20 protein-coding genes, 1 tRNA gene and 1 pseudogene are annotated in these 19,981 nt (G+C 36.9%); 9 read left to right on the forward strand and 13 right to left on the reverse strand.

From position 1 onward, the window contains the following. Positions 1–456, forward strand: a 456-nt coding sequence (locus RT445_RS16605) for a hypothetical protein (RefSeq protein WP_313471019.1), incomplete at its 5' end; no start/stop codon positions are given. On the opposite strand, the gene RT445_RS16610 is transcribed toward RT445_RS16605, so the two are convergent. The 6 genes from RT445_RS16610 to RT445_RS16635 form a co-directional block, all read right to left on the reverse strand. Continuing rightward, a complete protein-coding gene (locus RT445_RS16610) occupies positions 399–1,391 on the reverse strand; it encodes a polysaccharide deacetylase family protein (RefSeq protein ID WP_312505893.1) in 993 nt (330 codons plus the stop codon). The genes RT445_RS16605 and RT445_RS16610 overlap by 58 nt on opposite strands. 4 nt (positions 1,392–1,395) lie before the next feature. Continuing rightward, complete coding sequence (locus tag RT445_RS16615) at positions 1,396–2,142, reverse strand: hypothetical protein (RefSeq protein ID WP_274794294.1); 747 nt, start codon at positions 2,140–2,142, stop codon at positions 1,396–1,398. After that, on the reverse strand, positions 2,123–3,796 hold the full coding sequence (locus RT445_RS16620; protein WP_312505894.1) for a GNAT family N-acetyltransferase: 1,674 nt from the start codon (positions 3,794–3,796) through the stop codon (positions 2,123–2,125). Before RT445_RS16620 ends, RT445_RS16615 begins: the two co-directional genes overlap by 20 nt. A 1-nt stretch (position 3,797) precedes the next feature. Further along, positions 3,798–4,928 (reverse strand): glycosyltransferase family 4 protein, encoded by a 1,131-nt coding sequence (locus RT445_RS16625; RefSeq protein WP_312505896.1) that lies wholly within the window; start codon positions 4,926–4,928, stop codon positions 3,798–3,800. 10 nt (positions 4,929–4,938) lie between these two features. Beyond that, entirely contained in the window at positions 4,939–5,574 is a 636-nt protein-coding gene (locus RT445_RS16630) for a sugar transferase (RefSeq protein WP_274794297.1), read from the reverse strand. A gap of 141 nt (positions 5,575–5,715) precedes the next feature. Next, positions 5,716–6,165: an SACOL1771 family peroxiredoxin gene (locus RT445_RS16635; protein ID WP_274794298.1), complete on the reverse strand. Its 450-nt coding sequence runs from the start codon at positions 6,163–6,165 to the stop codon at positions 5,716–5,718. A 349-nt stretch (positions 6,166–6,514) separates the two neighbouring features. Between RT445_RS16635 and RT445_RS16640 the strand changes: the two genes are divergently transcribed. Beyond that, complete coding sequence (locus RT445_RS16640; RefSeq protein WP_312505898.1) at positions 6,515–7,162, forward strand: 3-ketosteroid-delta-1-dehydrogenase; 648 nt, start codon at positions 6,515–6,517, stop codon at positions 7,160–7,162. Positions 7,163–7,203: 41 nt separating this feature from the next. On the opposite strand, the gene RT445_RS16645 is transcribed toward RT445_RS16640, so the two are convergent. The 3 genes from RT445_RS16645 to RT445_RS16655 all read right to left on the reverse strand — a co-directional run bounded on the left by RT445_RS16645 (position 7,204) and on the right by RT445_RS16655 (position 11,917). Continuing rightward, positions 7,204–8,859: a GNAT family N-acetyltransferase gene (locus RT445_RS16645; protein ID WP_312505900.1), complete on the reverse strand. Its 1,656-nt coding sequence runs from the start codon at positions 8,857–8,859 to the stop codon at positions 7,204–7,206. A 96-nt stretch (positions 8,860–8,955) separates the two neighbouring features. Continuing rightward, a complete protein-coding gene (locus RT445_RS16650; protein ID WP_312505902.1) occupies positions 8,956–10,644 on the reverse strand; it encodes an FAD-binding protein in 1,689 nt (562 codons plus the stop codon). Positions 10,645–10,777: 133 nt separating this feature from the next. After that, positions 10,778–11,917, reverse strand: a complete 1,140-nt coding sequence (locus tag RT445_RS16655) for a zinc-dependent alcohol dehydrogenase (RefSeq protein WP_312505904.1) — start codon at positions 11,915–11,917, stop codon at positions 10,778–10,780. Between the two features lie 203 nt (positions 11,918–12,120). On the opposite strand from RT445_RS16655, the gene RT445_RS16660 reads away from it, so the two are divergent. Next, on the forward strand, positions 12,121–12,807 hold the full coding sequence (locus RT445_RS16660) for a ZIP family metal transporter (protein ID WP_274797374.1): 687 nt from the start codon (positions 12,121–12,123) through the stop codon (positions 12,805–12,807). A 40-nt stretch (positions 12,808–12,847) separates the two neighbouring features. On the opposite strand, the gene RT445_RS16665 is transcribed toward RT445_RS16660, so the two are convergent. Then, on the reverse strand, positions 12,848–13,909 hold the full coding sequence (locus RT445_RS16665; RefSeq protein ID WP_274794303.1) for an S-layer homology domain-containing protein: 1,062 nt from the start codon (positions 13,907–13,909) through the stop codon (positions 12,848–12,850). A gap of 547 nt (positions 13,910–14,456) precedes the next feature. Here RT445_RS16665 and RT445_RS16670 point away from each other — a divergent pair. Next, positions 14,457–15,356, forward strand: a complete 900-nt coding sequence (locus RT445_RS16670) for a 3-hydroxyacyl-CoA dehydrogenase (protein WP_312505907.1) — start codon at positions 14,457–14,459, stop codon at positions 15,354–15,356. 244 nt (positions 15,357–15,600) lie between these two features. Here the strand turns inward: RT445_RS16670 and RT445_RS16675 are convergent, their stop codons facing one another. From RT445_RS16675 to RT445_RS16685, 3 genes are all read right to left on the reverse strand, one after another. Beyond that, complete coding sequence (locus RT445_RS16675) at positions 15,601–15,801, reverse strand: hypothetical protein (RefSeq protein WP_312505908.1); 201 nt, start codon at positions 15,799–15,801, stop codon at positions 15,601–15,603. A 3-nt stretch (positions 15,802–15,804) separates the two neighbouring features. Continuing rightward, the gene (locus RT445_RS16680) at positions 15,805–16,395 is read right to left on the reverse strand and encodes a sigma-70 family RNA polymerase sigma factor (protein WP_312505910.1); all 591 of its coding nucleotides are present in this window, start codon (positions 16,393–16,395) and stop codon (positions 15,805–15,807) included. 144 nt (positions 16,396–16,539) lie between these two features. Beyond that, positions 16,540–16,782, reverse strand: coding sequence for a glutaredoxin family protein (locus RT445_RS16685; RefSeq protein WP_313471025.1), 243 nt, complete (start codon positions 16,780–16,782; stop codon positions 16,540–16,542). A gap of 131 nt (positions 16,783–16,913) precedes the next feature. Between RT445_RS16685 and RT445_RS16690 the strand changes: the two genes are divergently transcribed. The 5 genes and pseudogenes from RT445_RS16690 to RT445_RS16705 all read left to right on the forward strand — a co-directional run bounded on the left by RT445_RS16690 (position 16,914) and on the right by RT445_RS16705 (position 19,600). Then, positions 16,914–16,984, forward strand: a tRNA-Cys gene (locus RT445_RS16690). Between the two features lie 41 nt (positions 16,985–17,025). Further along, positions 17,026–17,199, forward strand: a complete 174-nt coding sequence (locus RT445_RS16695) for a YvrJ family protein (protein WP_016993736.1) — start codon at positions 17,026–17,028, stop codon at positions 17,197–17,199. A 5-nt stretch (positions 17,200–17,204) separates the two neighbouring features. After that, positions 17,205–17,393, forward strand: a complete 189-nt coding sequence (locus RT445_RS16700; protein ID WP_258860863.1) for a hypothetical protein — start codon at positions 17,205–17,207, stop codon at positions 17,391–17,393. A gap of 358 nt (positions 17,394–17,751) precedes the next feature. After that, positions 17,752–17,916, forward strand: a pseudogene (locus RT445_RS23695) (DDE-type integrase/transposase/recombinase); the annotation flags it as partial. Positions 17,917–18,832: 916 nt separating this feature from the next. Beyond that, positions 18,833–19,600: a phospholipase A2 family protein gene (locus tag RT445_RS16705; protein ID WP_312505913.1), complete on the forward strand. Its 768-nt coding sequence runs from the start codon at positions 18,833–18,835 to the stop codon at positions 19,598–19,600. The last annotated feature ends 381 nt before the right edge of the window (positions 19,601–19,981 follow it).

Consider the following 19,981-nt stretch of genomic DNA (forward strand, 5'->3'; position numbering starts at 1 on the left):
GAGCGCCTTGCTCACACTTTCGAGCGGGTATCACAACCTTTGGAGCGCTTTGCCCTTACTTTCGAGCGGTTACCACCTCTTTTGGAGCGCCTTGCCCTCACTTTCGAGCGGTTACCACCTCTTTTGGAGCGCCTTGCCCTTACTTTCGAGCGGTTGCCTCCGCTTTTGGAGCGCCTTGCCCTCACTTTCGAGCGGGTATCACAACCTTTGGAGCGCTTTGCCCTTACTTTCGAGCGATTACCCCCTCTTTTGGAGCGCTTTGCCCTCACCTTCGAGCGGTTACCTTCTCTTTTGGAGCGCTTTGCCCTCACTTTCGAGCGGTTACCCCCTCTTTTGGAGCGCTTTGCCCTTACTTTCGAGCGGGTACCACAACCTTTGGAGCGGTTACCTCATCAAAACTATTTCTGCTGTTTAAAGTGGCTTTGGCATAGCTCAGCAACTTCATGCATGGAATAACTTTGAAAATTGTATTGGCTGCGCAACTCTTGATAATAGCGTAATAGCTCTTCCAGCATCGCTAAATTTTTATCAATGTGCTTGCCAAAATTATGAGGGTGCCACCATAAATGATAAAATGCTTGTGCCTTTGCAGCTTCGAGCATACTTTCCTTAATACGTTTTACTTTTAACCCTTCGAATACACGCAATGGACCACAATAAGGCCTTAAAAAGGCACTTGACCGAATATTAATGAGCTGCGCCTCTTGCATTTCTGCTAGAGTTGCCATATGGTGTCCGGTTAGATTCCAATAGCTATCTAGCCATTTCTTTGCTCCGAAAAGTCTGCCCTTCTTCGTAAACTTTTGAGCTTGATACAATGTATGGTTTTCAGTTCCTCTGTAGCAAATATAGCCAGCTTCTGAACACGCTGATAAATAGTCTTTGTTTATTTGGTTACGTGGAAAGACAATGGATTTCATCGGAGCGATATATCCTTCACTAATTGTTTTTGTAGCATGTAAATCGGCACGAAAAGCTGCCTCTGTTTGCCCCTTTTCCAAGCAATAGAAATGGGAGAAGGTATGACTTCCTATTTCCTGATGTGGTGTACGTTTAATATCCTCGATTAAAGATTTACCAAAATGTAAGAGATCCTCTTGTTCATTTTCGCCTACTTTTGCTAGCTGTGTATGTGCAGCAAAGCGCATATTTTCATATTTAACAGGGATACCTCGTAAATAATGAGCCATTTCTGCCTTTGATTCTGCAAACAATAATCCGACTGTAGCCCAAGTCGCATGAATGTCATATTGCTCAAATAACGTTAGTATTCTGGGCAAGGCTTTACGTACACCATATAGGTTTTTATTGTATTGTCCATATCGAAAAACGTCATGGACACCCCAATTCAGCTCAAAATCTAATGAAATAACGAGACCCCCACCATTCATGTTGCTACTTCCTCCATTTTTGTACACCTAATAGCAGTGCACGTATTTTTGATTGGGTGATGTAGCCTGAGTAGACATGGACAATTTGGCCACCAAAGCTTAGTTTAAAGGCTCGTACATTATGACTATTTGTTAATTCACCCATATCATATAAAACAAAACCTTGCTCCTTTAAGTGGAGTAGATTATGCCAGATTAAAAAACGATTGGCATAACGGATCGGTCGTTTTAAATGTGAAGGCATAGCTGATGCATGACAAGTAGCCTCGTAAAAAGACATCGCTCTTTTCTCATGAACAATATCTAGTCGATAGCACAGTGTTTGTCCACAAATACTCTGGATCTCGGATAATAATAATGCACCCTGTTCATTTAGGAGCATGAGTGTTTCCATTTGTGACTTTCCAATTGCTTCAAGCTTTTTTCTTTTGGCAAACTGATTGTAGAATTGCTGGAAGGCTCGCAAGTTGTCCATCGAGGGCTCTTTGTACAAAATAACTTGATAAAATTCTTTTTGGGCCCGTCGTAGGATTTTACGATTCCCTTCTGAAAGTGCTAAATATAACGAAAGCTCATGCTCTTGCAAATGAATGTGAACCGTTTCGCTTTTTACAAGCTTTCTGCTAGGTACAAGTGAATGTGTATAGCCTACAACTTTCATTGAGTTTCGAACATTTGCTGGCTTTTCTAGAAGATAAAAATGCTGCATTGCGATATTCCATCGCTTACTTTTAATGGACAGAATGAACATCGCCCCCACTCTCCGTATATTTTTCTACACGATTTCGCTCAAAGCGAGCGAATTTAAAATGTTTCATTCGAGAAATAGGTTTATAGCCTAGCTGTACTAAGCGCTTACGCTTCCGCCATTGCCAAAAGCTTGCCGTTACCCATAGTGTTTGTGCCGGTTTTATTTTTCGAAAATAAGCTGTAATAATATCGATTTGTTTGAAAACATCATAGGCTAAAAAATAGGTCTGCTTCGGTAACGGTTCTATAATCCGCAATGAATCGACTCGCCAATTTGTGGCATGTAACGCAAAGGCTGGTTTATTCGTTTCTGCAAAGGAGTCTTTATAAATCGTATATCCCTTATAAAAGAGGGCAATGACTTCCTCCTGATCAAGCTGCATCGCTTCCTGAATCGACATTTCTTCAAATAAGTTACCAACAGGCTGCTGTGGCGATACATCCTCTGAGGGAGTTAATTCATACAGCTCCACTTGTTTCATACGAACAAATCTTTCTACGAATTGTTGTCCATATTCTAGCCAATCTTTTAGCTTTCCATACTTTACTAAAAAACGTAACTGGCCTAGTGAATTACGCTTCCAATCCACAATTCGCTGATTACTTTTTACGTATTCCTTAAGTCGTTGCTTTAATGATAAAAATCCTGTCAGTAAATTTGTACGTTTCGAACCACTGCTGGCAAGCATATGCCTTGTAAAATCAATGCTAGAGCGCCAGTCAAATTTATAAGGCTCATAGCCAATACTCATATCAAATAGGCGATAATTGGCTGCGAACGTTCGCTGAATGGTTTCTTGATTGACGATACGTCCAGCACCAAATAAATTAAATGTTGGCTCATGTGCAAGAGCGTAAGTTACATAACGCCCCCGACAGCAAAGTCCATATGTGAAACCAATCCACTGATTTTCAAAGACAAGTGCATCGACCTCCACCTGTAAGGCCTCTCCCTTTAGCATTGTTAAACGTTCAAAAAAGTCTCTTTTCTTGCCCTTTGTAAATTCACTTGTATCAAGCTTTTTTGCCCAACGACGATTAAATAATCGAAACATTTGCCAAAGCTCGTCCTGCGATGGAGCACGTCTTTCTAATGAGCCTAAATTTCGTAGCTTTCGTTCGCGTCGATCGACACCATGCATTTTTCGTCGTTGATTGAAATGATGTTGAAAATCTACTTCTGAAAATGCTAGATACGGTGTCACCACACGGAATATGCTTGTACGTAATTGTCTTTCAACAAAATATTGCTCCAAGATTTTAGTAGATGCTTTACTTTCTAATAAGCCATGGAGAGAAAAAACAACGTGTCGATATTTTTTAATCAGCTCATCAAATATAAAGGTCGCTGCTTGGAGTAACCACTGTTGTTTAGCGACTATCCCGGTATAGTTAGCAATCTGTTTACCTGCAAATGTATACACCCTTATTCCCCATCGAATAGACACCGTAAAGGGGAAAAAGGCGATGATTGTCCCCTCATGTTCAATGGCATAAAGCTCTACACGTTCTTTCCGTCCAACAATTTGCCACCAATTATAAAACCAAGCAAATTCTATAAATGGGTTATCATTGTCCTCTGCTTCTAAAATGGCATCCCAAATTTCCTTGTACCACATAAGCTCATCATCAGTTCTAATGCGAATTAATTGCAATTTAATCCCCTTTCTTCGCTAGTTCTGAAACAGCTTGCTGATAGACCATTATTGTTTTTTGATACATAGGGGTAAACGTGAAATACTGCAAATAACGGCATTCACTTACATTCCCCATTTGTTGCCTTAAATCGGCATCCATTATTAGTTGGTGTAGCCTCTGCTTTAATAATTCAAAATTATCTCGTTCTACTAAAAATCCATTACCATGATCTTCTACGAGCTCTTTTACACCACCTACATTTGTTGCAATAATAGGGAGACCTACACGCATCGCTTCAATAATAGAAATCGGCAAGCCTTCCCAATCTGACAACAAGACAAAAATGTGGCTTTTCTCAAGATAAGAATGGACATCTAATTGATTGCCTAAAAATGTTATACGTGCTGTTAAACCAGACTGTTCAACAAGTTTTTCTAAGTCAGAACGTAGTGAACCATCTCCAATTAGTTGAAGATGCCATGGAATATGCGTCAGCTCCGCCAAAGCCTTGAGTAAGATATCCTGCCTTTTTGGCACTTCAAAACGAGCAACCATAACAATGATTGGCTGCTCCAAAAATGTTCTTTCAGTTGTTGTCCTTTTCTCTATTAGATCAATGCCATTATGAATTGTCAGTAATTTATGTGCAGGAGCCACCTCCTTCATTAGTGCTAATTCTCGATCGTATTCGGATACCGTAATAATTTTTGTAGTAAATAGCTGAACAGATTTTTCCATCCGATGGAATAGCAGCTTTTTCTTTTGTGGAACACCTTCTGTAAAACTCCAGCTATGTGCTGTAAAGATAGTTGGAATTCCCAGTAAACTACCAACTACACGACCTATGATACCTGCCTTGGATGAATGGGTGGCTACAACATCTGGTTGTATTCGTTTAAAGACAGCTCTTAATTGCCAGAATGATCGAAAGTCTTTCGCTAAATGAATCGCTCGTTGTAAGGAAGGTATATTGATGACGGGAATTTGCAGTTCTTGCAAGCGCCACAGTGATGGCTGATAGGAGCCTGTTACAACTGTCACCTCATGTCCATCTTGTTGTAATTGGATAGAAAGTGCCTCCACATGTTTTTGAGCACCTCCGACCTTATCCATTCTTGTAATAAGCTGAACTATTTTCAGTACTGCCACTCCTTATTTTTTAATAAGCACCCGTTCTTGCTACGATGACATAAATAGTCTTCAACATAATTTGGATATCCATCCAAAAGGAGAAATTTTCAACATATTCAATGTCATACGAGATTTTTTGTCCATGTGATATATTCGATCTACCATTTATTTGAGCAAGCCCCGTCAATCCTGGCTTTACCTCCAGTCGCCGAGCTTGTAAAGAGTTATAAGCATTTGTAATCGTTGGAACTTCCGGGCGTGGACCTACAATGCTCATATCACCCTTTAGCACATTTAAAAGTTGTGGGATTTCATCAATACTTAGCTTTCGAAGGATAGCGCCCACTTTTGTGATACGTGTATCTTGCTTCGTTTTAAAGTAATAATCATCAGGGATACCATTAGCACAAATAGTCGGCATATTTACTGGAACTGCCTGAATACACATTGTTCGTAGCTTCCAAATCACAAAGCGGTGATGATCGAGGCCAGTTCTTATTTGTTTGAAGAAAATGGGGCGACCCGTTGTCATGAGTAAAATGAGAAAGACTATTAGCATAAGAGGAATCGTTATAAAAAGTAAAATTAAAGCCCCAATAATATCAACTATTCTTTTGCCGTACTGACCATAGAATGTGAGATTCTGAGCTGTCTGAACGTGCAATACATCATCCTTTGCATTTTTTTAGCACTTAACACTATATATTCATTTTGTACATTTCTAGAACTAGTATAGAAAAAGTGCTCCCTTTAAGAAAAAAAGAGTTATGTCAGCGTCATATGCTGAATAACTCTTTTTGCCGTATTATATGCTTGCTTCTAAAATTTGAACATCACATTCAATCAAAACATTCCCCTTCACCGCTTTACTTATCATACAAGTCTGTTCCGCCTTGTGTGCTAAGCGCTCTATTCTTTTTGCAAGATGTTCCGATAGCTCTTGGACAACAATCGTTGGTTTATGGACAATTTTTTCATAAGTAAAAACGCCATTTTCTACGCTTACAAACCCATGAGCCTGCATGGATAAAGACATCACATCTATTTCCGATCTTTCAAGCAGAGCAGCTAAGGTGATTAAATAACAGGTTGCCGCTGCACCTAAAAGCATTTCATCTGGATTTGTACCAATCCCTGGACCATTCATTTCCTGAGGAATAGATATTTGCGTTTGTAAATTGCTTGATGTTATGTTCCCTGTCCCATTTCTTCCATCCGCCCAAGTTAAATCCATTGTAAATTTATGCTGAACCATCGTTTATATCCTCCTTTATTTTTGGCTAAGAAAAATGCGAAATATTTATCGTAAGGCAAGCAAGGCGTAGCTTAAAGCCTTTGCTTTCTTTAACTCTACCACATTTTCAACGTGATGCTTGAAATCAAAAATTGCGTTGATTACTTCGAACAGCCACCAGTAACTTCAAGTGCAGTTTGAATCCCTAGCAAAACATTCAACCTCACTGTGTTTCGAAAGAACCATTGCCATAGCTCCACTATTAGGGGTGATTTCCTTTATCGTACAAAATCAACCATTATTTTACGAAAAACAATGTGATAATTTTTATGGTAGAATAGAATAAATAATTCTTTAGGAGATTTTCAAAATGATTTTAACAAAGCAAGAAGCAATACAAGCATTAAAAAAGAACAAGTTCATCGGTTTTACGATTAAAACAGGAAATATTATTATGAAAAAGATTAATAAAACCGATTATAATATTTTTGTCTTTGAAGAAGGGAAAGAAAAACCTTTACGTTATGTTGGTTCTATTATGAACGTAATGGCGACAATGAGTGATAAAGCCTCAAATAAAGACTTTTTCATTGTTGAACAGTTACCATCAGAAAATAGTGCTGTAGAAGCTCAAACTACTGAACATGAGGCAACAACAGAAGAAAAAGTAACACCTGTTAAGGAAAAAGAAGAAACTGTTGCTGAAGAAAAAGAAGATATTGTTGTTGAAGAAAATGAGGAAAGCCGTGCTATCGCTGGCTATGAAGGATTATATGAAATGACGACAAGTGGTCGAATTATTACGGTCCGTGAAAACCGTGCGTTAGCTCGTTGTAATGATGAGTACGGCTTCCATATTGCACGCTTGACGAAGGATGGCAAAGCAACTAGTCATAATGTTTTTGAACTTTGGAAGCAAACATTCCCAGAACTAGAGCAAACTCATTTTAAAGGTGCTTTAAAAGCAAAATATGGTACAGGCTGTAAGCTAATCGATAAACCTGGTATCCACTTTTAATCATGAAACACCCTCAGCTTTTTTGCTGAGGGTGTTGTCGTTTAGAATTGATATATTTTTCGCCATTTGAACAATTGTAAGATACTGATTTTCTCCACTTTACGGAAACCCGCTTGTACCAACTTTCGCCTTCTTTTTCTATCAAACCACGGGGCAATCGTACAAACGGCTCTTCCTTCTCTCTGGACATCAGCAATGATATCAACGAGTTGCTGACTGTCATACTCTCTTATATACGACATATTATCTGCTAGCTCATAGGAATAGTTAGCAGCTTCTTCAGATGCTATTTTATCATGCCTCTTATATATAATTTGATCACCATTTCCCAAAAGTCGATAGCCCCTATAGAAACTTGAAACATAGTTTGCTCGCTCATGCATCTCCGTAATATCCTTCATTGATACTTCTTGAAAGTTCACTTGCCCGAAAGCATATTTTTGTTCTGCTATATAAACATCTAAAATATGTACTGCTAAAAATCGTTGTATTATCCTAACTGAAGCTCTTAACCAATCTTTTATTTTCGCGTGCTTCATAAAATATCGTAGTTCTCCTAAACGGTCCCGCTTCCATTTCACGAGCTGATGATTATTCGTTAACTGACCTTTTAAGCGATCTCGTAAGACCATCCAGGATCGAAGTACACGCTCTTTTGTTCCTTTCGTACTCATAACAAATTTTCTTGTAAAATCAATATGGGTATACCATTCAAACTTGTATGGCTCATAGCCACTTCCTAGATCATAATAACGATAGCCTACATCATGTGCTTTTAACATATTTTCTTTTTCAATAATGCGGCCTGGGCCAAATAGATTGAAGTCAGGCTCATGTCCCATTGCCAGACAAAAATTACGCTCTCTACAGCAAAGGTCAATCGTAAACGCAATCCACCGGCCTTCAAATTGCAGGCTGTCCACCTCTACTCGCAATGCCTTATCGGAGACCTTGGCCAATCGCTCGTAGAACAATCGAGTCTGATTTTCTGTAAAACCACTTTTATCAATTTTCTTTTGCCACCTTCTCGTAAATAACGTAAACATGTCTTGTAAATGATGGTGATTTGCTTCTTGAAATGCTACATGACCAAGTAACTTTAATTTATTTTCCCGGCGCTTCAAACTTTTGAATTTTTTTCGATGCTTCTGCAAAAAATTATCAAGTGTGATTGATTGAAAATCTATATAAGGCGTGACAGTCCGAAAAATGGAATGTGGCATCTGATATTCTATTGCAAATTTTTCTAATTCTTGAGAGGTATTTTTACTTTCTAACAATCCATGTAACACCATTAAATAACGCCTGTATTTTTTTGAAAGCTCCTTCAGCATAAAGTCAATGGAACGTTCAAGCCAATTCTTTTCAGCGACTACTTCCATATAAGTCGCAAACCCTTGTCCCAAAAAGCCAAAATGATGCACCTTACCAAACCGTACTGTATGCACTAACGGAAAAAAGGCAACTGCTACTCCTTGATATTCGACTACATAAATCTCAACATTGTCATGAGTCCCTAATGTTGTCCACCAAGTTGAGACCCACTCGTACTCAATAAAAGGATTATCATTGTGCTCTCTTTCGAGTATTGTTGACCAAGTACTTCGATAGGGCTCTAATGCTTCAATAGTCGTGATAAGTTTATACGTAAGCAATTTACTATATCGCTCCTTTTTTCCATTATCATCGCCATACATGTTGTAGCCACTATATTCTTAGCAAAAAAATATTAGAACATTTCATCCACATGAAAGCCCTTCCTTATCACAGTCATAGGAAGGGCTTAGTCAACTTTATATTTTTACAAGTGGTACTTCTTCTTTTTTTACGGTGTTAGCCATATGTGTAGTCGCCACAAAGCTTAATGTCATACCAGGCCCAATCGTAGCACCCGGTCCAGGATACGTTTCTCCCATGATCGACGCTGAACAATTACCTGAAGCATATAATCCTTCGATTGGTTCGCCATCTGCCTTAATAACCCGAGCATGTTCATCCACTACCAAGCCTCCCTTTGTGCCAATATCGCCTGGATATATACGTAATGCATAGAAAGGAGCTTTTTTGATCTCTGCTAAATTTGGATTTGGCAATGTTGGGTCCCCATAGTAATTATCATAGGCACTATCACCACGATAAAAATCATCATCATGACCATTTCGGGCAAAGTCATTAAAACGATTTACTGTCTCTATTAGACTTTCAGGCAGCACATCCATTTTTCTAGCAAGTTCTTCAATGGACTCTGCACTTTTCACGATGCCATGATCAAACCAGCTTTTTGGGAAGGCTTGTCCTGGGAACAGACCTGTAAAAATATAACGGCTTTTAGCAGAGGCATCAATGACTATCCATGAAGGAACAGCCTGTTGCGTGGTCTTTTGATGCTCGTACATGGTATCTACAAATTCATGATAAGGAGCCGCTTCATTCACAAAACGCTGTCCTGCGCTATCTACAACAATCATATTTGGTACGCCCCTGTCCGCTACTAGGAAGAAGGGTTGTCCTTGTGGATCAATAACAGAAGGCGCTCCCCACACTTTATCCATTAAATCTAATGTAGCGCCAATTTTTACACCTGGTTCTATAACGTCACCTGTTTGTCCCTCTGGTGAAGAAGTCCATGCAGCGTTCGTTGGGCTTGGTAAATATTGTTCTCGAAGTGCTTGGTTGTGTGAAAAGCCGCCTGATGAAAGAACAACACCTTTCTTTGCCTCAATTCGCAGCTCTTGTCCATCTCGTTCCACAATGATCCCCATCACTCGACCCTTATCCATCATAAAATCTTTAAAGGCCGTTGATAGCCAAAGCTCACCATTTGCCTCCGCTAGCGATAGTCGTAAACGTGCTACTAAAGCTTCACCTAACGCAACTGGCTCACTTTTTGTCACCTTTGATTTTACTAGGCGCATGCCTAATTTCAGTGCAGTTGTTTTACCTTTTAACGTCCGTGTTATCATATTAACTTTATGAAACTCATAGCTATTCATTGTAAAGCCCTTAGTTGATAGAGTTGCTCGACGCATAGTATGTGCTAAAGAGCCCATTTTCGTTAAATCGAAAATTAGTGGTTCAATGGAACGTCCCTGAGACAAGCCCCCTGGTTTTTCTGGATAGTAGTCCGAGTAACCTTTTGCATATTGGAAACGCATATGCTTAGTTTTATTGTATAAAAACCGCAACATTTCTGGGCCTCTTGTAATATAGGCTTCCTTTAAAGCTTCAGGCACTCGATCACCAACTGTTGAATCTAAATATTGGCGTGCAAGTTCATGTGTATCTGGAACACCTGCACCTTTAATAACATGATTATTCGGAATCCATAAGGCACCGCCTGAAATAGCAGAAGCACCACCATAGCGATCCGTTTTTTCAATTACTAATGATTTCAAACCTTGTAACTTTGCTGTTAAACCTGCTGTCAATCCCGCAGCTCCAGAGCCTACTACAACTACATCATAACTTGCATCCCATTTCATTCAACCATTCCTCCCTTAATGAGCTAAATCGATGAATCTGGTCTTCCTATTAAAAAGTATAGAATTAAACTAATATTCAGTCAATTTTTCCATCCCAACATTACACACAAAAAAAGGAGCGTCGACGCTCCCTTTAAGGTTTTAAAATCACTTTAATACAGTTATCTTCACGGTTACTAAATAGTTGATAGGCTTTACTTGCTTCCTCTAATGGTAGCTTATGTGTAATTATGTTAGTCGGATCAAACTTTCCAGCAGTGATTAAATCAAATAATTTTGGCATGAGATGAATAACAGGTGCCTGGCCCATTTTTAGAGATATATTACGTTCAAACAGATGTCCTAATGGAAATTGATTGTACTTAGCGCCATAAACACCTGTAATTTGGATTGTGCCAAATTTGCGTACTGCATCCATTGCAATTCGCAGTGGGCTTAATGTTCCTCCTTGTACTTTCATTTTTTGTCCGATAGCTTCTAAAGGTGTTTTTTTCCCATCCATACCAACGCAATCAATGACAACATCTGCTCCACCTTTCGTTATTTCACGAATATAAAAAGCCACTTCATCGTAATCGTCTAAATTAATAATTTCAACATTGTTCATTTTTTTCGCGTGGGCTAAGCGATAGCTAATATAATCAACAGCAATTACTCGCTTTGCACCCTTCATCCATGCAAATTTCTGTGTCAATAAGCCCACTGGTCCACAACCTAACACCACCACTGTATCGCCCTTTTTAACTCCCGCATTTTCCACACTCCAATAGGCAGTTGGTACAATGTCCGATAAAAATAAAAGTGCTTCATCCTCTAGCTCACAAGAGTCAGGAATGACAAAGGGCATAAAATTGCCATAGGGAACATGTAAAAATTCAGCTTGTCCACCAGGATAATTACCATAACGCTGGGTAAAGCCTACGTACCCTCCTGAATCTACTCCAAGATTGTCATTGGAATGATCACATTGACTTTCCATAGCATTGTTACAATAAAAGCAATCTCCGCACGATACATTAAAAGGTAGGATTACACGGTCCCCCTTTTTCACCTTGGTCACATCTGACCCCACTTCTTCTACAATGCCCATTGGCTCATGTCCAATCACATAATCTTTATACGTAGGAATAGCTCCCTGGTAAATATGCAAATCTGAACCACAAATGGCTGTCGAGGTAATACGGACAATGATATCATCCTTCTTTTTAATAGCTGGGTCCTCTACATTTTTAACTTGAATGTCTTTAATCCCTTGATATGTTACTGCCTTCATGTCAACATCTCCCTTTTACAAATTATCAAGCATCGATTCTGACACTATTCTCTCCTTCTCTACCCGACAGTATGCACAACAAACTTCCTTTATAGATTGTATACAGCCAAGTGGACAGAAAGCATAATCGTTTCTAGTTAGCATATATTTGGTAAAACAGCTTTTAGTTTAAGATAGGGCGGAGGAATTTACAGGTGAGTGCAATGATTCTTGGTGGATTTCTATTTTTTAGTGTGAGCATAGGAGGCGCTATTGCCTGGATTTTCTCTAAGCTATTTCAGCATACAACGCAAGGGCTATCTTTATTATGCGGGGGTTTTTTAGTCGGCTTACTGGTGCTAGATATCATCCCTTCTTCCTTTCAAATCTATCAGTCTTTCGGAGTCATTCTTGGTATTTTTATTGGTTACTTCATCTTTCAGTTATTAGATACCCTATTTCATGCTTCCCATGCACAAAATCCCTCAGTCTCTCTATTAACGCTAGCTATGATTATCCATACAATTCCCATTAGTCTCACCGTCGGCAATTTACTAGGAAACGCTGCATTAAGTATTTCGCTCACTGCGTCCATCATTCTCCATCATGTGCCAGAAGGTTTTGCTCTATCGACTGCACTCATTTCACAGGGTGAAAGGCTTTGGAGACTTTTTATTTATTTCTTTATCTTCTCTATTTTCTTTAGTCTTTTCATTTGGCTTGGACAATATTGGGCCTTAACCGAAAAGGCACAGGGCATTTTAATGGGGATTTCCATTGGATTGATTGCGACGGCCAGTATTTCTGAATTCATTTTGCATCAAATCCAAAAAGTCTCCTTCCGATCATTTTTTATGTATCTTTTCTTAGGCTATTTTCTCAGCTATATTTTCCATATTCTCGTTGAATAAAAAGGGGTGTCTCTATGGATATGAGACACCCCCTTTCCTATTAAGCTTCTTCACTCAATAGCAATAAAGTCATTGTTAAAATTTTTGAAACCTCTGCACGAGTTAGATTGCCTTTTGGATTAAATTTGCCATTCGTGCCATTTAATATTCCTAAATGCTGCAATAGACCAATAGCTTCTACTGTTTCTTTACGCATTTGGTTTTTATCTGTAAATGTGTTGTTTTTACTTACTTGAGATAGGTCAACTTCCATTGCTGTTAAGTACCTAGCAGTGATATAGGCCATTTCTTCGCGTGTAACAGGCTTTTTCGGCTGGAATTTGTCGCCGTCGAAAATATCTATTAAACCATATTCTTCAAGAATAGCTACTTCCTTTGCACCCCAGAAACCATTCAGATCCGTATAAGAAGCAGGACCCTCATAATCTTCATTCACATTTAAGCCAGAGGCACGGAAAATAATAGCTGCCAGTTCTCCACGAGTCACTTGACCATTTGGATTAAACGAAGTTGCCGTTGTGCCATTAATGATGTCTGTTTGATAGAGCAACTGGATATAGCTCTCAGCCCAATGCCCAATAGCATCCTTGAAATAACCACCTGGTTTTAACTCAACATCTGCACGACCAAAAACCATGATCATCCCATTTAAATCTTCCGCACTAACCGCTTCCCATTTACCAGCAGTATAGATTTCACTCTTGAAGCCATTTCCAGTTTGTGTGATTTTTATTTGGATGGCATTCCCGAATATTTTCTTAAATTCCTCATAGTTTTCCTTAAATTCTTTTTCTCCTTCAGGATAAAGATTTGTACCATCTTTGTAGGATTGAAGAATCGCCTCTAACGAAACCTTTACCGTAATACTATTTTTTGTTGTAACAATCGTTACCTCATTATTTTCAAAGCCTATTTTAGATAGCAGCAACATTTTATAAACATCTTGATAAGACATGGCTTGTAATTGATTAGTGGCTGCAACAGCTTGCTTTGGATGGATGATACTTGCCACATCCACAGCTTCCTGTGCATATGCCTGCCCGCCAAATCCTCCTGTAAAACATGCAATACTTAGTGCTCCAGCTAACATTATTTTTTTCACTGTTCTTCCCCCTTAGATTCATAAAATCAGTGTACTAAAACAACAGTTTGTAAATCTATAATAAAATGTAAATTATGCAAGAATTATATAAAAGACCTATTTTTCACATATTAGCATTTTACTACTTCAATTTTTCAATTCGGAAGGAGTCCAATAAAGAAATACGATAATTTTTTATTGCTATAAGAGAAATTCACTCAAATTATAATAAAACATGTCGCTTTACATGATACAAATGTAACCTAAATTTATGAGTAGGTATAAAGTAGAGGAATGCCCTTTATTTAGTAAATAAGTACTTGCATACGCAAAGCAGCTCTTAACAGTATTGATATGGTCAGATATTGACTTAACAATTACGTTATATTTCTCTATTAATGGGTACATACTTGAAAAGGAACATTATTAAAAATTTTATATCTATATAATATCAGGGGCTATCATTTGATTTTTATTTAAGGGTAGAAGTAGTATGGAATTGTAACAAAGGAATATCTACATATCCCAACTATTATATTAATGTAACAATTTCGAAGGAGGAATTTCGATGAATTATCAAAACATTACGGTTGCAGGTAGTGGTGTATTAGGAAGTCAAATTGCTTATCAGTCTGCGTTCAAAGGGTTCAATGTAACAGTTTACGACATTAACGATGAGGCTTTAAAAAATGCACAGGACCGAATCACAAAATTAAAACCATTGTATCAACAAGACTTAGGTGCAACTCAAGAAGAAGTGGATGCTGCCTATGCACGTCTTACCTTCAATAGTGACTTGGCTCAAGCCGTTGCCAATGCTGATCTTGTAATTGAAGCCATTCCTGAAGTTGTTAGCATCAAAACAGAATTTTACACAAATCTTAGTAAAGTAGCGCCAGCAAAAACAATCTTTGCTACGAACTCATCTACTTTATTACCAAGCCAATTTGCTGAAGCAACTGGCCGTCCTGAGAAATTTTTAGCGCTTCACTTTGCTAATACAATTTGGAAAAACAATACAGCTGAAATTATGAAGCACCCAGGTACAGATATGAAGGTATTTGATGAGGTTGTTGAATTTGCACGTGCAATCGGCATGGTACCACTGCCATTATATAAAGAACAACCTGGCTATATTTTAAACTCATTGCTCGTGCCATTTTTAGATGCAGCTGAATCTTTACTTGTAAAAGAAGTGGCTGATCCAGAAACAATTGATAAAACATGGATGATTGGTACAGGCGCTCCACTTGGACCATTTGCTATCCTAGATATCGTTGGCATTAACACTGCTTATAACATTGTGGAAGCGAAAGCGACTGCCACTGGTGATGAGAACATGAAAAAATTGGCAAACCTCTTAAAAACAGAGTATATCGAAAAAGGGAAACTAGGTCGTGCAACAGGTGAAGGCTTCTACACATATCCAAATCCAAGCTTTGCAAAACCAGATTTTCTAAAAGGCTAATGACTAAAAAGATGTACATAGTACCTAACTTTTACTATGTGCATCTTTTTTACTTTCCCCAATGTTCTCGCAACAGGTTAATCAGAACTTCAGATATGCTGAGTAAGTTATTCCATCACGCATGTAGAAATGAGCTCGTTTAACAACAGTTTATGTAATCTGGTGTCTACTCAAAATGCTCAGTTTTTACAAAAGAACTTGATCAGATTTCTGACTCGAACACCAGAATAGAAAACGCCTAGATTCACAAGAAAAAGTCCCAAAAACTAGGCGCGTCTTGAAATTTTACTGTCGCAAGCTTTTCTATAATTTTTAATTTAATTTCTTGTTCTAAGTCTTCCCTTTCATGATAGTCTGTATTGTGTAAACTATGTTTTATTTTAGGGATGAAATTCTCAATTATTGTTAGCGTCTCCTCGTTATGTTGTTTTTCTAAATTTGCCATAAATTATTCCTCCTTTTTTCCAAGTGAATGATTCAGTTTATTTAAAGCCTTTCTATGATGATTAGATATATTCTGGGGAGTTGTTTGTAATAGTTGTGCTATTTCTTTTATAGAAAGATCCTTTACATAAATCATCTCTAAAATTTGAAGCTGTTTCATCGTTAATTTTTGCAAAGATTTTAAAAGCTGTACATTTTCTATATTGTCTAATAATCCTCCACCAACAAAATGATCTAGACCCTTTTCATTGCTTGTATCTTCTATTAGCTCTTTTAGGGTCGTCCCCCCTTCCTCTGATAATCCCTTATCTAATATTAATAAAGACCGATTTTGCATCCTTCTTCTTTTTTTATCAAAATCTAAACTAAAGAAATAAATTAAATTACTTACATATTTGATCTTCCTCACATTTATATAGTGAGATTGAAAAGATTCATCAACGAGTTTCTTATTCAAATCAGTTGGATATAAGATCGCTTTTTGCACTAAATAAAGATTTTGGGGATCTGACAAAAAGCTTTTAACAATCGGATTGTTAACCTGTTCATTATTTCTATAGAAAAATTCCTCTATTTTTTGTTTATCATTCTTCATTTAATAATCCCTCCTATTATCCGCCTTCTTTCTATATAAAGTGAATGTTGTATCTATATTATAAACCAAAATAGGAACAAATGTTCTTAAAAAGAGCAAAAAAAATCACCCTTTATACAAAAAAGGTGATTTTATCCATATCTCTTAACTATCTAAAATGGCTTTTATTTTTCCAGGCTGATATCCGATAATTCTCTCTACTTTATTATCAATGACTACTAAAGTAAATGGGATAGCATGAATATTAAACTGCTTAAACTCCTTTAATGCGTGCTCTTCATTAATATCCTTATTGATATAAGTAATATTATTTTCTTCTAACCACTCCTTTAACCTAACGCAATATTGACAACCATTACTTGAATATACCGTTATATCATACTTCACCTTATAGACCTCCTTTTTTCTATAAAGAGGATTTAAACATAAGAAATGAAACCATGACAAAATAATATTTTTTACAGGAAGGTTGTTTTTATTACAGAAGAATCCTCTTTACATAGTACAGTTACAATTTTGGTGATATAGCCAAGCGGTAAGGCAAGGGTCTGCAAAACCTGGATCCTCGGTTCGAATCCGAGTATCACCTTATATTACTAATTTGGAGTAAGAGGGAGGGTGATTTACATTATGACACCAGAAAATGTTCCAATTTGGATTAGCCTAATAGGAAATTTTGGATTCCCTATTGCCATAACAGTCTACCTGTTCATTCGCTTTGAAAGGAAAATAGATAAATTAGAGGCTGTCATCATGGAGTTATCTGAAGTTATAAAATCTCTTAATTACAAGAAAGGAGGATAATCCACATGGAAATTGAAAAATTAATGGCCTGTTACTGTAAAGCAAGAGAAGTTCAATCATTTTATACAAATTGTTTAGCGGGTGATAGTCTGTCCCCAAAAGAACGCGATTTACTAATAAATCTTATTCAAAATGCCAGTATTTCTTCTAATTTATTGTGGGAATATTGTCAGATTCATGCTAATGAAACATGATCTATTAACAAAATAAATCCATCAAATAGTTTTGGGTTAAGAACTACTAATTTTATTTGTGATTTTATCCCCTTTAAGTAGACAATGTAAAAAAAACTACAGTACGCTGTAGATAACATTTTACTTAAAGGGGATTTTTATATGCCCAGAAAAAATCGTACGTATTCGAATGAATTTAAATTACAAGTTGTTTTAGGCGTCCATTCCATTATTCGAAAGAAGCGCCGTGTATGAAAATCGCATTTCTCATGTATTTGATAATGTCGTGGACCGTCAGTTTTCGGATCGTGTAGCGAACGAAGTATTTGTCACAGATATCACGTTTTTACCATAGAAAAATTGATAACTCTACTTATCTGCCATACAAGATTTATACAACAACGAAATCGTTGCTTGGAAAATCAGTAAACGAAATAATTTACAGCTTGTATTAGATACGTTGGATGAGTTAACGAGCAAAAGAAACTTGTATCGAAGTATCCTTCATTCGGATCAGAGATTCCAGTACACATCAACTAAATAACATTAGCATATTAAGCAACATGCATGATTGGTAGCCACTCCCGCAAAGGAAACTGCCATGATAATGCCTGCATTGAATCGTTTTTCTCACACTTCAAAAGCGAGTGTTTGTATCTCTCTTACATGCGGATTCAGATGAGGCAATTATACAAGCAGTTGAAGAATATATTTACTTTTATAACTACCAACGTTTCCAAAAACGACTCAAACCATCTGGCACCGATAGAATATCGACACCAGATGGCTGCTTAGTCTTTTTTAATGCTGTCTACTTGGCAGGGGTAAGTCCATTGATGAGTTTTAATTATTAATAAGTGATTTAAGCTTCTTTAAATCCAAACGTCCCTATTAAAAATGCTATTAGAAATATTATTAGCAAAATGGAATTGAGGATAATTAAAATACTGCGTATATTACCTTTGATAATTAAAAATAATTCTACTAACGCATCCCATACCACACCATTTTTTATACAGTAGAATAACAGGAAATCAACATTTATGGAGCAACTTTTATATTTTTATGTAATGGCGATAATAAGGTTTTTTCACAATCTTTAAGTATTGACTATTAAAATAATAAAAAAGGCAAAGTTGATTTTATCATCACCCTTGTCCACACCTCCTTTTTCTTTCTTATCCTTCTTAAAACTTTCTATTATTATCTCCATCCAATCTTAACTATGTACTAATATAATTTGTACTATTGCCTTGAAATACTGTTTTCTATCGGAAATTGAAGGGCATATAACTGTTCGAATAGTTCCCTATCATTAATATCATCCAAAATTTAGAAAGTCGTGAACTTGAATTATGGAAAATTATATTCATAGGTTTATTTTTTTTTGATTTAAAACACTTTATTTATTGAAAGAGTTGATATTACTCTTCAATAAACAATATAAAGGGAGTGTTGAAATGAAAGAAAATACTTGGCAATTTCAAAAGGTGGAAGTCGAAAAATCATCTATAAGTGATTTAAACTGGCTTTCTAAAGAACAGTTAAAACAGATTAAACATCTACTAAATCATTTGGATTTAGAAATAAATTTAGATGAAAAAATTATCGAACAAAACGCTGTAGAATTAACAATTGGATTTGATTCAAAAGAATTTAAAGCTATTATGCAAGAAGCACGGCTAGATGAGAAAACTAAAATTGAGATCCAAACAGCTGAAGGTCTGCCATTCTTTGCTAGAATTACTCATATTGAAAGAGATTCAAACGAAGATTCTTATATTCAGCATCTCGTTACTATCGAAGATGATGTGATTATTATTGACCAAAAAGATAAAACGACTTCAAAAACTGTAGAAGTAGTAGATCTTTTGAAAGAATTGAATACTACCGTTTCTAATACAGATGATATTTCTCCCCAGGCTTGGTATGACGGTGTACCATGTGTACAAAATGGATGTTGTACATTTAATGAACCCCTATGGGTAGGAGGTCCATATGTTCCTGTCATGTATAATTGGTGCGGTGCCAACTGTGGTAGTGGAACTCCAGTAAATTCTACAGATACTTGCTGCCGAACTCATGATAACTGTTATGGTAGTTTTACATCTTATCCTGACCGTTGTTCTTGTGATAAAAACTTAATTAATTGTATTAAAGGACATACAAATCCAGGTGCAAATCAAATCCGAATTGCATTTGGACTTAAGATGGCATATTATTGCTAAAAAATTTTATAAATTCAGTACGAAAAGGGGCTTCATTCATGGGAAATGATATTAAACCTACTTATATTCCATTTTGTTCAAAACATCCAAATTGTTGCTTCTCTAAGGGATGTCCTGCCGAATTTGGCTACGATGGAAAAACAGGCAAGGAATGGTTTATTCGATGTGCCGAAGACTGTAAATAAATAACATGTGTGGTATAATTGTAATAAAGTCAAACCTTAACATTAATAATGTTAAGGTTTGACTTTGTATAAGCTAAATTTAGGTAAATGAGTATTCAACTTTTATATACTTTACATACAAGGAGGCGGTGCTATTTGCAAAGAAAAATTTTTACGTATTTATCAATAATTTTCTTGTTTTTAACATTTCTTATTG

This window comes from Lysinibacillus sp. (genome assembly GCF_032093475.1).
GTDB classification, from domain to species: Bacteria; Bacillota; Bacilli; order Bacillales_A; family Planococcaceae; genus Lysinibacillus; species Lysinibacillus irui.